Raw genomic sequence first — 16177 nt, forward strand, 5'->3', positions numbered from 1 at the left:
GATGAGTAGAAATAATGAATAACACCGGTTGGTTGAATACTCCAAAACAGATGCTCGTGGCAGGAGGGCTCAGTAGCCTGCTGGCTTTTTCTGCATCCGCCGCAGATCTGACCGATGCTTTGTCAACGGGCGGTGCGGCTCCCCGGCTTTATGATCAGTTGAAACCCGCGCCAAAAGCGCTCGATCTGACTATTCCTCCCCGCAAAGAGCGCCCTGTTGATCTGGATGCCGGGCCTCAGTTTGATGTCGATGTGCTGAATTTATACCAGTTGATTCCATCAAAGAATATTAAGAGGCTGGTGAGTGATGATGTGGTTGTTGAGATGCTGATGGCTGCCATGGTGGAGAACAATGCCCGCTTTACACTGGGACGTTTGCAGCAACTGGCGGATAAAATCACGAACTATTACCGCGCCAAAGGGTTGGTGCTGGCAACGGCCTATGTTCCCGCCCAGGATGTAGTGAATAATACGGTAGAGCTGCATCTGCTGATGGGGGAGCTTACAGATATAGAGGTTTCGGGCGATTCCTCTTATGACGCGGAAATGATAAGCCGCGTTTTTTCTGATCAGATTGGGAAACCGCTGAATAAGTCGGATATTGAGTCGTCATTATTGACCGTACTCGATTACCCGGGTCTTGATATCTCGGGGATTCTTGAGCCAGGTGATCAGGTAGGCTCTACCAAAATGCTGATCAACGTTAACAGTGAAGATCGGGTTTCCGGTGCCCTCTATCTGGATAATAAAGGTTCACAATACTCTGGTGAAGAGCGTCTGGGTCTGGACTTTTCCGTGAATAACCCTCTGGGGTTGGCTGATAAGCTGACGCTGAATTTTATTATACAGAATAAGCCTGAAGTTGATGGCGACTTTTCAGTGGATAATGCGAAGTATAGTGGGGCAACATATGAGTTTAGTCCGGTGGACTCTGACTATATCGCTTCACTGCATTACCATCAGAGCGACTACGAAATAGGGCGTGACCTGGCTGCATTTGCGTTTGCGGGTAAATCAAAACAATGGAAAGCCGGGTTGAAAAAACAGCTGGGCCGTAGTCGGACCCGAAACAGTTATGTTAAGGGTGAGCTGGTTCATGATCGGGTAAAAAATACTCAGGCGTCGGTACAGAACAGTGCGGATAAGCTTACCGCTCTGGTAGCCTCTTATGGCTATGATTTCTCAGATAACATTTTTGGTGGTGGATTTACCCGGGGGGAGGTGTCAGTAGAGCACGGCTTTGCCGGCATTCTGGGGGCGATGGATAATGATGATGAAAATGCCAGCCGTATCACATCTGAAGGACCTGCTCCTGCCGACTATAACCTGATCGAATTAAACCTATCCCGCTATCAGCGGCTGTCTGAGAATAATGCGCTTATTGTTAAGTTCAATGCGCAGTATTCGCCGGATTCATTATTCTCGGTTAAACAGTTTAGCATGGGTGGGTTTGACAGTGTCAGGGCTTATCCAAGCGGTGAGTATCTGGCTGACTCCGGCTTTTATACAGGTTTAGAGTTAATCAGTAACGCTCCCGGGTTTGCCAGCCGGCCTGCTTTTAATAATCGAACCTGGGGAGAGGTTTTACAGCTGATGCTGTTTGCTGATTATGCTCATGGTTATAAGAATAATGCATTGCTGGGTGAAGAGTCTCAGATAGACCTGAGTGGCCTGGGGGTCGGTTTGCGCCTGATGCCTGCGGCATCATTTACAGCGACCTTGTCCGTTGCTACCCCGCTGGGGGGCAGGAAAGCTACGAATAATCGTGACCCTCAGGTTTATGGCGAACTGAACTATCTGTTCTGATGCTGACTGAATGCGAAAAAGATCTGCAATATAAATTACTAAGCTTGGCAGTGTTGTCAATCTGGTTAAAACGTTAAAAGGGATATGCTCCATGGAATGGAAACTGAAACCGCTTGTTCAGGTAATTAAAGCGATTGGTGCGACAAGTGCTGGCTCCTTCATGTTTTTCAGCGGGGCGCATGCAGCGGTTGATAATTTTAATGTTTCTTCCGGTTCGGGCAACATTGCAAGGCCTGACGCTAAAACGACGGTCGTCACCCAGAACAGTAAAGTGATGGTTGCGACTGTTTCTCGACTGGATCTGGCCGGAAATGAGCTGTTGCAGCACAACGCCCAGCTTTCCGGTTCCTCTGTTCTGTACAAAATCCAGGATGTCAAAGCATCCGATATTCAGGGGCGTATCGAGGGGAATGCAAACCTGAAACTGATGGTTTTGCAAAACCAAAACGGGATGGTGTTTGGTCCCAACTCTCAGGTGGATGTTAACTCCTTTGTTGCCACAACGCTTGATGTAGATGATGCCGCCTTCCAGTCCGGAAAGCTGATTTTGGATGGCGGCAACAGCACGGGAGTGATCGTTAACAAGGGGCTGATTCAGGCGGCCACTGGTGGGTCGGTTGCTCTGGTTGCCGGTCAGGTTGACAATCAGGGAGTTATTATTGCCGAGAAAGGGCATGTTGAGCTTGCCTCAGGCCGTGCGGTCACGATCGATTTTGATGGTGATGGTTTACTCCAGTTACGCATTGAAGAAGAGACGACTGCCGGGTCAGGTGATGCGGTCGCTAATAGTGGCGTGATTGAAGCACAGGGTGGTGAAGTCTTATTGACCGCTAAAGCTGCCCGGGATGTCTTTACCCATGTTGTCAATAATACAGGCGTGATCCGGGCTGGCAGGGTCAGCAATGAAGGTGGTGTCATTCGCCTGGTCGGTGAAGGCGGGGATACCGTGAACAGCGGGACTCTGGTGGCTACCTCTGTCGATGGCAGGGGCGGCGACATCGATGTGCTGGGTGACCGGGTCGCCCTGACGGGTAATGCTGTTGTTGATGCTTCCGGAGAGACCGGCGGAGGTACGATTCGTATCGGTGGTGATTTTCAGGGTAAGAATCCGGATATCTCCAATGCCTCCGATACTTTTGTCGGTAAGGATGTCGACATTAAGGCTGATGCAACCACTGATGGCGATGGCGGCCGGGTGATTGTCTGGGCTGATAAAAATACCTCTTACCAGGGGAAGATAAGTGCCCGTGGGAAGGGGGAAAACGGTGTTGGCGGTTCGTCTGAGGTGTCTGGTAAAGAGGGCTTGGGCTTTACTGGTAAAGTAGATTTAAGTGCCGAAAGTGGAGAGAAAGGGCAGCTATTACTGGACCCTGAGATCATCGAAATAGTTGCTGATGGAGATATTGCCGCTCTCAATCAAATAGACAGCGTTACGATACAAAGCATGTTGTCGCTTGCAGATGTTACCCTCCAGTCTTCTTCTGATATTGCAGTAAATGCTGAAGTGAAAATCAATAGTGCTTCCAGTCTGACTCTGGACGCTACCGATAATATTCATATCAATAAAGCTATCAACAATGCCGGTACGGGGGATCTCAATTTTACAGTGGGTTCTTCTGCCGTGTCTCAGATAAAACTGGGGGCTGACGTTACTACGCTCGGTGATCAAAGTTACAACGGTAATGTGGTCCTGGCTGATGACGCCAAGCTTACCTCGAACTCTGTCAGCTTTAATGGTGCTCTGGACGGTGCTCATAGACTCAGGCTTAATGGCGATGTGAGCTTTTCTTCCGATGTGGGTGCTTCAGAGTCACTGACAAGTATTGTATTTAACAGAGCAACGGATCTGGCAGTAGATATCTTCGCCGGAACCCAGACATTTCTCTCCGATCTGACTCTCCTGGATGATGTTACCCTGACTGGCAATCTGAATGCGCAAGCCATTTCAGGGGCAAACAATCTGATAGTTGATGGTGATGCTTCGCTCAATGGCGCTGTATCAATTAACAGCCTGGATATCACCGGAAACAGCAGCATTACCAGTGATGTGCAGACGCTTGCGGGGCAGCGTTATGGGAAAGATATAACGTTGGGGGGGGATGTTAAACTAGAGGGCTCCACGGTCACTACTGATGGCATAAACGGTGCTCATGATCTTGTTGTCTTTGGCGATCTGCTACTGGCCGGTGGGGGGAATCTGAATAGCCTTGTCGTCCGGGGAACGACAGAACTTCAGGCCGATGTAACTACTACCCAGAATCAGACATACAACGACGTTGTATTAGCTTCCAATTCGAGGTTGACCGCAGATAGAGTCAAATTCAAAGGGACCGTGGATGGTGCCCACAGGCTGATATTGGATGCAGATGTAAATATCACCAATGATATCGGCTCTACCGAGTCTCTGACACGAGTTGTGTTTAACAAGAAGGTCAACCTGGAGGGAAATATCTCAGCGGCTAACCAGACTTTTATGGATAGCCTGACGCTGAATGAAGATGTCATCCTGACAGGAGAAGTGACAGCTGAGTCGGTAACTGGACCATTTGACCTGACTATTGATGGCATTTCAGGCAATGCAAGCTTTGCCGGGGCTGTTGACGTTAATGACCTGAACGTGTCGGGTGATACTATTTTTGCTTCAGATGTTCATGCCAAAACAGTCACAATCGGAGGACGGACGGGTATTGGTGGCGCTATAAATGCTGAAAGCCTGAATATCACGGGAGATACTGATTTAGGGGCTGATGTCACTACAGGTTTGGATCAGGTGTATGGTGGAAAGGTTGTCCTGACAAATGACTCAAAACTGACGGCAAACACTGTCAGTTTTAATGATGCCGTTGATGGTGCCCATACTCTGAGACTGAATGCTGATGTAAACCTCACCACCGATGTGGGGGCTTCAGCATCCCTGAAAAGTATCGTCTTCAACAGAGCAACAAATCTGGCAGTCGATGTTTTTGCAGGGTCTCAGACTTTTCTCTCCGATCTGTCTTTGGCCAACGATGTGACACTGACAGGTGATGTCAATGCGCAGGTAGTTGCAGGCGCTGGAAATCTTATTATTGACGGCAATGCCGCTCTCAATGGTAATGTCTCAGTTAACAGTCTGACTGTTAAAGGCAGCAGCACCGTTATTGGTGATGTGACAACAACTCTGCAGCAGAGTTACGCTAAAGACTTAACTCTGGGTAGTGATGTTCAATTAAGCGGTACCAGTATCTCTACCCAGGGTATTAGTGGTGGTCATGATCTTACCGTTATCGGAGATTTACTGCTGGCTGATACCGTGAGTGTCAATGATCTGTCGGCTACCGGCACAACAGAGCTCCTGGCTGACGTCACCACCACAAGGGATCAGACTTATTACGGAGATGTTCTGCTAACAGGGGATGCCAGATTAACAGCGAATAATGTTAACTTCGGTGGCGGCGTGAATGGTGCACACCGATTGATACTCGATGCCTATGCCAATATTAATAATAATATTGGTGCCACTGAGGCTTTGACCAGCATCGTGTTTAAGAAAACGGCTGATCTGGCAGTAGATATTTTTGCGGGTACTCAGACGTTTCTATCCGACCTGAATCTTTATGATGATGTAACTTTGGCAGGTAACCTGAATGCGCAGACGATTACAGGTGGCAAAAAACTGATCGTTGACGGTAACTCATCTCTGAATGGTCCTGTGTCTCTGAATAGTCTGGATGTCAGAGGTAGCAGCACTATTAACAGTGATGTAACCACACTGGGAAATCAGAGCTACGCTAAAGAGATAACCCTGGGCGGTGATGTTAGCCTGAGTGGTACCAACGTTACTACTCATGGCATCAGTGGCGATTATGATCTTGCGATCCATGGCGATGTAGTTTTTGGTGATGCTGTCAGTATTCATAATCTGATCGTCTTTGGTAAAGCGGAGCTTCAGGCTGACATAATGACAGTCCTGGATCAGAATTATGAAGGGGATGTGGCGTTAGCTTCCAACTCAAGATTAATAGCGAATCGTGTTGGCTTTAATGGTGCAGTGGATGGTACCCACCGGCTGATACTGGATGCAGAAACAGGCCTCAATAGTAATATCGGTGCTACAGAGTCACTAACAAAGATTGTATTCAATAAAGCGGTTAACCTGAGAGGGAACATATCCGCAGGTGTTCAGACTTTCAATGACAGCCTGACACTGGCAGATGACGTTACTCTGAACGGTAATGTTTCTGCGCAAATGATAAACGGCCCGTTTGCTCTGACTGTGTCAGGGGATGCCGATTTAAGCAATCTGGTTGATATCAGCAGCCTGGATATACAGGGTAACAGCAATCTGTCTAATGATGTACTTACCGCTGGCGCTCAGAACTATGGCGGTACGTTGTTGCTGGGCAATGATGTTGTACTGAGGGGGGCCTCGGTCACCACTCATGGCGTCAGTGGTGTACATAACTTTATTATTGACGGTACTGCTGTTATCGATGGTGCTATTGATACTCAGAGCCTCTATGTTAACGGTTCAGCCAGTCTGGGGGCCGATGTTACGACCATTAACGATCAGACCTATAGGGATGCTGTGACCCTCACCGGCGATGCAGTACTGACGGCTAGCAGTCTTAACTTCAACAACAGTATTGATGGTGCTCACCGACTGGAACTGGATGCACCTGTTATTAATCTGGCAAGGGAGATTGGCGCCACCCAGTCACTGAGAGAGATTGTCTTTGATCAGGCGATAGCTCTCGGAGTCGATATTAATGCTGATACTCAGACGTTTAATGACACGCTGGGACTGATGGACAATATCAGGTTAAACGGTAGTGTCACTGCGCAGACAGTAAATGGCCCATTTGCTCTGACTGTTACCGGGGATGCCGATTTAAATGATCTGGTTGATATCAGCAGCCTGGATATCCAGGGTAATAGCAAGCTGTTGGCTGATGTGAATACCAGCGGCACCCAGAACTACGGCGGTACCTTGTTGCTGGGTAATGATGTTGTGCTGAGGGGCGCTTCGGTCACCACTCACGGAGTCAATGGAGCGTATAACTTTACTGTCGATGGTGCCGCCGTCATCGATGGTGCTATTGGTACGCAGAGTCTTTATGTTACGGGGCCAGCCAGTCTGGGGGCAGATGTCACTACTATCGCTGATCAGATCTACATGGGCGCAGTGACTCTCACCGGAGATACATTACTGACTGGTGCTGGTCTTATCTTCAGCGATACCATTGATGGAACTCACCGGCTGGAGCTGGATGCATCTGCTGTAAATCTGACCGGGAATATCGGTGCCACCCAGTCGCTGGGTGAGATTGTCTTTGACCAGGCGATAACTCTCGGGGGTGATATTGATGCTGGCACTCAGACCTTTATGGATAGTCTGACGCTGAGTGATAATGTTTCGTTAAAGGGTAATGTCACAGCGCAGATGATAAATGGTCCGTTTGCTCTGGCTGTGTCAGGGGATGCTGATTTAAACAATGTGGTTGATATCAGCAGTCTGGATATACAGGGTAACAGCAATCTGTCTAATGATGTACTTACCACTGGAGCCCAGAGCTATGGCGGTACGTTGTTGCTGGGCAATGATGTTGTACTGAGGGGGGCCTCGGTCACCACTCATGGGGTCAGTGGTGTACATAACTTTATTATTGACGGTACTGCTGTTATCGATGGTGCTATTGATACTCAGAGCCTCTATGTTAACGGTTCAGCCAGTCTGGGGGCCGATGTTACGACCATTAACGATCAGACCTATAGGGATGCTGTGACCCTCACCGGCGATGCAGTACTGACGGCTAGCAGTCTTAACTTCAACAACAGTATTGATGGTGCTCACCGACTGGAACTGGATGCACCTGTTATTAATCTGGCAAGGGAGATTGGCGCCACCCAGTCACTGAGAGAGATTGTCTTTGATCAGGCGATAGCTCTCGGAGTCGATATTAATGCTGATATTCAGACGTTTAATGACACGCTGGGACTGATGGACAATATCAGGTTAAACGGTAGTGTCACTGCGCAGACAGTAAACGGGCCGTTTGCTCTGACTGTTACCGGGAATGCCGATTTAAATAATCTGGTTGATATCAGCAGCCTGGATATCCAGGGTAATAGCAAGCTGTTTGCTGATGTGAATACCAGCGGCACCCAGAACTACGGTGGTACGTTGTTGCTGGGTAATGATGTTGTGCTGAGGGGCGCTTCGGTCACCACTCACGGAGTCAGCGGAGCGTATAACTTTACTGTCGATGGTGCCGCCGTCATCGATGGGGCTACTGATACCCGGAGCCTCTATGTTACGGGGCCTGCCAGCCTGGGGGCAGATGTCACCACCATCGCCGATCAGGCCTATATGGGGGCTGTGACCCTCACCGGCGATACGGTACTGAAGGGGGCTATTGTTAATTTCGACAATACCATTGATGGCGCTTACCGGCTGGAGCTGGATGCACTTGCCGTTAATCTGACCGGAGATATCGGTACAACCCAGTCGCTGAGAGAGATTGTCTTTGATCAGGGGACAACGCTGGGGGTTGATATCAATGCGGACACTCAGACCTTTATGGACAGCCTGGTTCTGACAGACAATGTTACGCTGGGCGGCAATGTTACTGCTCAGATGATAAATGGCCCGTTTAGCCTGACGGTTGACGGTAATGCTGATCTGAATAATGTTGTTTCAACAGATAGCTTATCCATCACAGGCTCAACCGATCTTGGTGGTGATATCTCGACAGTCGCCGGCCAGCTGTACGGTGGGCCTGTTTCTTTGTCCGGTGATGTAAGACTGACCGGATCCACTGTCGATTTTGTCAGTACGGTTGATGGTAATCATCGCTTGTTCCTGGACGCGCAAGTTAGTCAGGGAGATCGTATTGGCGGTAATCAACAACTTCATGAAATAGTTTTTGCTAAAGCAGTTGATCTGACTGCGGATATCTCGGCAGATGTACAGACCTATCTGAATCATCTGAGTCTGAGTCAGGATGTCCTGCTAACAGGAGAGGTTACAACCCAGTCTGTTAGCGGTTTACATAACTTAGTTATTCATGGCAATGCCAACCTGGATGGGGATGTCACTATAGATGATCTCTCAGTGAGCGGTCATACCCGTTTGGGATCATTAGTGGATGCGGGAGGCATCACTATTGGTGGTGATGCCATCTTCGTGGACACTGTTATTGCCGATAGTCTGGTCGTGGATGGAGCCAGCGATCTGGCCGCCGATATCACGACCACCGGTGCTCAGACATACAATGGTGGCTTACGGTTCAGTAAGGCAATTACCCTCACCGGGAGTGACATCGATGCCAACGGTATGACGGGCGCTCATAATCTGGCTGTTTCGGGCAACACAGTCCAGCATGGAACCGTATCCGTCAAGGATCTGAGCATCAGTGGCAATGCGGATTTTGCCTCTACCGTAGATGCCGGAGTTATCACGATAGGTGGTAATACTGCCATTACTGATACAGTGACCGCAGATAGTCTGGCGATTGTCGGAGAAACGCAGCTTGGTGCAGATGTCAGCACGGTTGCCTCGCAGACATATGGCGGTGCAGTTACGCTGACACAGGATGCAGTATTGTCAGCAACAACCATCAATTTTGACAGCACAGTGGATGGTAATCACCGTTTGGTACTGGATGCCGTTGTTAATATGTCCGCAGATGTAGGCAGGGGGCAACAACTGAGCGAAGTTGTCTTTACCCGGGCAACCGAACTGGCTGGTAATCTCTACGCCGGGGTGCAGACCTATATGAGTGATCTGACCCTCCATCAGGATGCTGTTCTTAATGGTGATATTACGGCTCAATCGGTGATCGGGCCCCATAATCTGATGGTTAATGGTGATGCAAAGCTGCAGGGTGTGGTGTCAGTGAATGATCTGACCGTCAGTGGGGATGGCTCATTTGCCGCGAGCGTTGATGCCGGTGTTATGAGTATTGGTGGAAATGCTCTGATTGAAGGCACGGTAACCGCTGATAGTCTGACTGTTGGCGGCAGCAGTAATCTGGCTGCCGATATTCAGACAACAGGTGCACAGCGCTATGAAGGGGCTGTGACACTGGGCGATGACATCACTCTTACTGGCTCCAGCATTACAGCTAATGGTGTGGCAGGCAGTCATAATCTGACCTTGAACGGTGATACAAATCTTCAAGGCGCGGTGGATGTTAATAATCTGTCAGTTAATGGCAGCGCCGCTTTTGGATCAACTCTGATTGCCGATATTATCAGCATTACCGGTAATACTGCTGCGTCGGATACCGTTACCGCAGGCAGTCTTGTGGTGGGTGGCGATGCAATACTCGCTGGGGATATCACCACTACCGGTTCGCAGAGTTATGCCGGGGTTGTGACTCTGGATAACGATCTCACCCTTTCAGGCACAACCATTACCGCAGGAGGCATGACGGGTACACGGGATCTTACCATTGATGGTGATGCAGCTATGCAGGGCGCCGTGTTTGTTCATGATCTTCTGGTGAGTGGCGATGCTGATTTTGGGGCTACGGTAGATGCCGGGGCTATCAGCATTGGTGGTAATACTTCCATTTCAGATGCGGTAAGCGCTGAAACTCTGATCGTGTCCGGAACCAGTGATCTTGCCGCTGCTATTACCACCACCGGAACACAGGTATACAACGGTGCAGTAGCGCTGAGTGATACGGTTATTCTTAAGGCTACAACGGTCACCGCTTCTGATGTCAATGGCGCACAAGACCTGACCATTACCGGTGATGCGAATCTGAACGGTGTTGTATCTGTCAATGATCTGAGTGTCACGGGTAATGCTGCATTTGCATCCACTGTTAATGCCAGGGATATCAACATCGGAGGCAACAGTGTTATAGAGGATACCGTTTCCGCAGAAAGTCTGGTCATCCAGGGAACCACCGATCTGGGGGGAGATATCACCACGGTGGCCGGACAAGTGTTCGGAGGCGCGGTTACTCTGAGCAACGATTCTAACTTGTCAGCCACAACCATTGATTTTAATAGTACGGTTGACGGCAATCATCGCCTGGTGCTGGATGCAGTGGTCAATCTGGCGGGTGACATGGGGGCAGATGACGCCCTGAGTGAGGTTGTCTTTAATAAAGCGACCGATCTTGCTGTGGATATCTATGCGGGCGTGCAAACCTATATGAATGGTTTGAGTCTTAGCCGCAATGTCACCCTGACCGGTGATGTCAGTGCACAATCCGTGACCGGGCCTCATCATCTGGTGGTGAGCGGTGATGCTGATCTGAACGGCGCAGTCTCTGTCAGTGATCTGTCGATTGGCGGCGCTGCAAATTTTGCATCGACCGTGCAAGCCCGGGACGTTCGAATCGCAGGCAACACAACCATTCACGATCTGGTCAGCGCTGATACTCTGGCCATTCACGGAACCACCGATCTGGGAGCCGATATCGCCACCGTTGGCAGCCAGAGCTATACCGGTGAAGTCACCCTGAGCAAGGCTGTCCGACTGTCGGGTACTAAAGTCAGCGCGAATCAGGTCTCAGGTCCATATAATCTGACTGTCGCCGCTGACGCTGATCTTCAGGGTGTGGTGTCAGTCAATGATCTGACCGTTGACGGCGATGCGACTATCGGCGCTGCGGTTAATGCCCAGGATATCTATCTGGGCGGTAACACCATTATTGAAGACCGGATTAACGCAACCCGTCTGGAGGTTGTCGGTACCACGGATCTGGGGGCCGATATCAGTACAACGGCAACGCAAGATTACCAGGGCGCAATCACCCTGAATCAGGCGGTGACGCTGACAGGGTCTGCGGTCACCACTCAGGCAATCTCCGGGGCTCATCATTTCAATGTTATCGGTGATGTGGATGTACAAGATGCGGTTTCTGTTAAAGACTTGTCGGTAACAGGGGATACCGCCTTTGCATCTACTGTGAACGCCGGTGATATTGTGATTGGCGGCAACAGTGTTATCGGGGATGTCGTTAAAGCCGATAGTCTGTCCATCTTAGGTAACACTGATCTGGGAGCAGATGTCACCACAGTGAATGCGCAGCACTATACCGGAAATGTCAGGCTGACCGATGATGCGACACTGTCTGCAACAACAGTGAGCTTCGATGGCACTGTGGACGGTAATCACCGTCTGGTGCTGGATGCCGAGGTCAGTCTGGCAGGTGATATGGGGGCAGGAGAGGCCTTAAGTGAGGTTGTTTTCAACCGGGCGACCGATCTTGCTGTGGATATCTATGCGGGCGTGCAAACCTATATGAATGGTTTGAGTCTTAGCCGCAATGTCACCCTGACCGGTAATGTCAGCGCACAATCCGTCACGGGGCCTCATCATCTGCTGGTGAGTGGTGATGCCGATCTGAACGGCGCAGTCTCTGTCAGTGATCTGTCGATTGGCGGCGCTGCAAATTTTGCATCGACCGTGCAGGCCCGGGACGTTCGAATCGCTGGCAACACAACCATTCACGATCTGGTCACCGCTGATACTCTGGCCATTAACGGAACCACCGATCTGGGAGCCGATATCACGACCGTTGGTAGCCAGAACTATACCGGTGAAGTCACCCTGAGCAAGGCTGTCCGGCTGTCAGGTACTAAGGTCAGCGCGAATCAGATCTCAGGTCCATATAATCTGACCGTCGCCGCTGACGCTGATCTTCAGGGTGTGGTGTCGGTCAATGATCTGACCGTTAACGGCGATACGACCATCGGCGCTGCGGTTAATGCCCTCGATATCTATCTGGGTGGTAATACCATTATTGCAGATCGGATTAACGCAACCCGTCTGGAGGTTGTCGGTACCACGGATCTGGGGGCCGATATCAGCACAACGGCAACGCAAAATTATCAGAGCGCAGTCACCCTGAATCAGGCGGTAACGTTAACAGGGTCTGCGGTCACCACTCAGGCAGTCGTCGGGGGGCATCATTTCAATGTCGTCGGTGATGCGGATGTAAAAGGTGTGGTGTCAGTTAAGGATCTGTCGGTAACAGGGGATGCCGCCTTTGCATCCACCGTGAATGCCGGCGATATTGTGATTGGCGGCAACAGTGTTATCGGCGATGTCGTCAATGCCGAGAGTCTGTCCATTTTTGGTAACACTGATCTGGGGGCCGATGTCACCACAGTGAATGGGCAGCACTATACCGGAAATGTCAGGCTGACCGACGATGCAACACTGTCTGCAACAACGGTAAATTTCGATGGCACTGTGGACGGTAATCATCGCCTGGTGCTGGATGCAGTGGTCAGTCTGGCAGGTGACATGGGGGCAGGTGAGACCTTAAGTGAGGTTGTCTTCAACAAAGCGACCGATCTTGCTGTGGATATCTATGCGGGCGTGCAAACCTATATGAGCGATCTGACTCTGAACGGTGACGCTCGGTTGACCGGTGATGTCAGCGCTCAGTCTGTTCAGGGGGAAAATGATCTGACCATTGACGGCACAGCCCTGCTGAGCGGTGCAGTGACCATAAATGATCTGACGATTAGTGGTGATGCCGATCTGGCTTCTACGGTTGATGCCGGAGCTATTACCATTGCTGGAAACGCAGTCATAAATGATAAGGTCAGCGCAGATAGTCTGGAGATCTCTGGAACCAGTGATATTGCAGCGGACATCGCTACGGCTGGTTTGCAGCGTTATACCGGCACCGTTACCCTGAAGGACGATGTCAACCTGAGCGCTTCTCTGGTGAATGCAAACAGAATCACAGGAGGGCGGAACTTATCGATTAGCGGTGACGCTAACCTGAATGGCACTGTTGAGGTTAATAACCTGTCTGTCAGCGGTGATGCCGCTTTAGCATCCTCAGTAGATGCCGCAGTGATCAGTATTCTGGGAAGTGCCTCCATGGAAGACAGAGTAATCGCAGAGAGTCTTTATGTAGCAGGAGCCAGTGATCTGGCCGGTGATGTCACAACCACTGGCGCGCAGCTTTATGCCGGGCCGGTCAAACTGATGGATGATTTGATGTTGTCAGGCTCCAGCGTATCCATCAACGGTGTTAGCGGGGTCCAGGACCTCGCAATTGACGGTAATGCCGAGCTGACAGGAGTAGTATCTGTTAATGACCTGTCCGTTAGCGGAGATGCTGACTTTGCTGCAACTGTGGATACTGAGGTGCTTCGTATTGGCGGTAACGGGGCTTTTTATGGTGCAGTGAATGCACAGAGTCTGACCGTCAATGGTGAAACCGCTCTGGGAGGCGATATAACGACGGTTGCCGGGCAGTCCTATGACGGGGCAGTCAGCCTCATTGATAGCGTTAACCTGGCCGGCTCAGCAATAACCTTTGGGCGCATAACTGGTAATCATAGTCTGACAATTCAGGGTGACGTTGAACTGACATCGGAGGTTAGTGCGAAAAGATTATCGGTTTATGGTAATGCTGAGCTGTACGAAGATGTCGTCACGTCAGAAAACCAGCTGTTTAGTGGGGCGGTTGGTCTGAATAATGATATAACACTGTCAGGCAAAGATATCGCCATCGGAACCGTCGATGGAGGATATGCATTGACGGTTAATGGAAGTGGTTTCTCTACCGGAGATATTGGTTTAAATACGGCGCTGAATGAATTAAATATCGTTTCTGATGCAGGCTTTGCTTTGCAGAAAGTGACTGTCGACGGTGATCTGTCTCTGCAATCAAACGGTGATATAGCGGCTTACCAGACTTTAACCATTGCTGGAAATCTGCTGGCTGATACCGCGGGTGATGTGAACTTTGAAAACCCGCTTAATGACTTCAATACGGTAGAGGTCACTGCCAGAAATGCATCCCTCAGAGACAATAACAGTATTGTGCTTAATGCTGTAAACACCAGCGGAAACCTGACCGTTACAGCCGTTGATAATATCTCAGATAATGGCCATATCAGTGTCGATGGTCTGGGGGCTTTCCAGGCTAATGATACGATTGATCTGGGTAGCTGGGGAGCAAGTGAAGAAACCCGTTTTGGGAAGCTGGCCGTGTCTGGGCTGGATCAGAACAGAGCTCGGAAAGTGACCGTCATTGAAGAGGACAGTATGCATGTCTCGAAGGGGCAGGCAGATGATCTGACACTGATATCTGAGCTGGGCAGCATTACTACTGATACCGGCTTAACCCTCGACGTTGAACATAACCTTCACCTTGAAGTGAGAGCGGGAGAGAATATTGGCAGCGCTAACAATCCCATCGATTTTACTTTCAGTGGCATCAATGGTGATTATTCAACTTCAACACTGAGCTTGCTGGGTGACAACGCATTTATTAGCACGCAGGCAAGCCTGTTATCCGTGCGACTGAATACCAGTGGTTCCTCAGTGCTGTTTCGTTCGGCACTGACGGACACTGTTTTGTCCTCCAGCATGATTGATTTTCTTAACTATCTTTTTGGTGCAGATGAGGCCCTGTTTAACGAATTTGTTATTATTTTTGATGTAAAAAGTGATGGCATTATGCTGCCCGAAGATCAGAAAGATGACATTTTTGCCTATATAAAAGAGGGTGATCGTTCGGTTGGATATATTCGTCAGAGAGAAAAATTTAAACAACTCTTTGATCTCTGGCAAAAATACGATACTGTATTTACATTAACCGTGCCACAGCGTGATATGATCGCTGCCGGTTAATGATCGGCCCAGGGACTGGCAACTACTTAAAAGGATTTTGACATGCTTCCGATGTTTTATAATCAGCTAACCGCAGTTAGCACCGCAGCACATACCGACCTGAACATAGAGATCACCGATTACCGGTTTGCCGGGTCGGCCAACATTATTCCTGTCGGGGTTTCTGAGTTTGGTCAACTGCTATTCCATTACCCCATCGTATTTATAAAAGCAGATTCAGGGTATACCCCTGTTGCTGTGGTTGGCACCGAAGCCGGACACAACCAATTTGTGAATGATGCGGGCGAGTGGCTGGCATCTTATCTGCCGGCCTATGTGCGCCGTTACCCTTTCACGGTTGCTTCAGTATCAGAACAAAGCCAGAACCTGACAGTTTGCATTGATGAAACCTATCCGGGATGTAATCGTGAAGGGCGTGGCAACGCTCTGTTCAATGAAGATAAAAGTCAGTCGGGCTATTTACAGACGATCAGCCAGTTCCTGCAACAGTTCGAACTGGACTTCAGACGTAACCGGATTTTTACTGAGAAACTGGTCGAGCTTGACCTCCTTGAATCAACCGAAGCGACCTTCACCTCACAGGGCGAAGAGAAGGGACGTAAACTGGATGGCTTCTTTGTGGTCAACCGGGAGCGGTTGAAGCAGCTGGATCCCTCTGCACTGCAGGAACTGAATAAAACAGGTGCACTGGAACTCATCTATCTGCATCTTGCGTCGCTGTCCTGTTTCTCTAATCTGTTTAACTCAAGCCTGTCAGATCGCTGAGTCC

The 16177-nt window shown here is 49.8% G+C and carries 3 protein-coding genes; all 3 read left to right on the forward strand.

The features are described 5' to 3' along the window. The first annotated feature begins 14 nt into the window (after positions 1-14). The 3 genes from JW499_RS01710 to JW499_RS01720 all read left to right on the forward strand — a co-directional run bounded on the left by JW499_RS01710 (position 15) and on the right by JW499_RS01720 (position 16173). Positions 15-1805, forward strand: a complete 1791-nt coding sequence (locus JW499_RS01710; protein WP_205208956.1) for a ShlB/FhaC/HecB family hemolysin secretion/activation protein — start codon at positions 15-17, stop codon at positions 1803-1805. A gap of 91 nt (positions 1806-1896) precedes the next feature. Continuing rightward, on the forward strand, positions 1897-15408 hold the full coding sequence (locus JW499_RS01715) for a filamentous hemagglutinin N-terminal domain-containing protein (RefSeq protein ID WP_205208957.1): 13512 nt from the start codon (positions 1897-1899) through the stop codon (positions 15406-15408). Between the two features lie 42 nt (positions 15409-15450). Continuing rightward, positions 15451-16173: a SapC family protein gene (locus JW499_RS01720; protein ID WP_205208958.1), complete on the forward strand. Its 723-nt coding sequence runs from the start codon at positions 15451-15453 to the stop codon at positions 16171-16173. Positions 16174-16177 lie beyond the last annotated feature (4 nt).

Origin of the sequence: Amphritea pacifica, assembly GCF_016924145.1 — a bacterium.
Lineage (GTDB): Bacteria > Pseudomonadota > Gammaproteobacteria > Pseudomonadales > Balneatricaceae > Amphritea > Amphritea pacifica.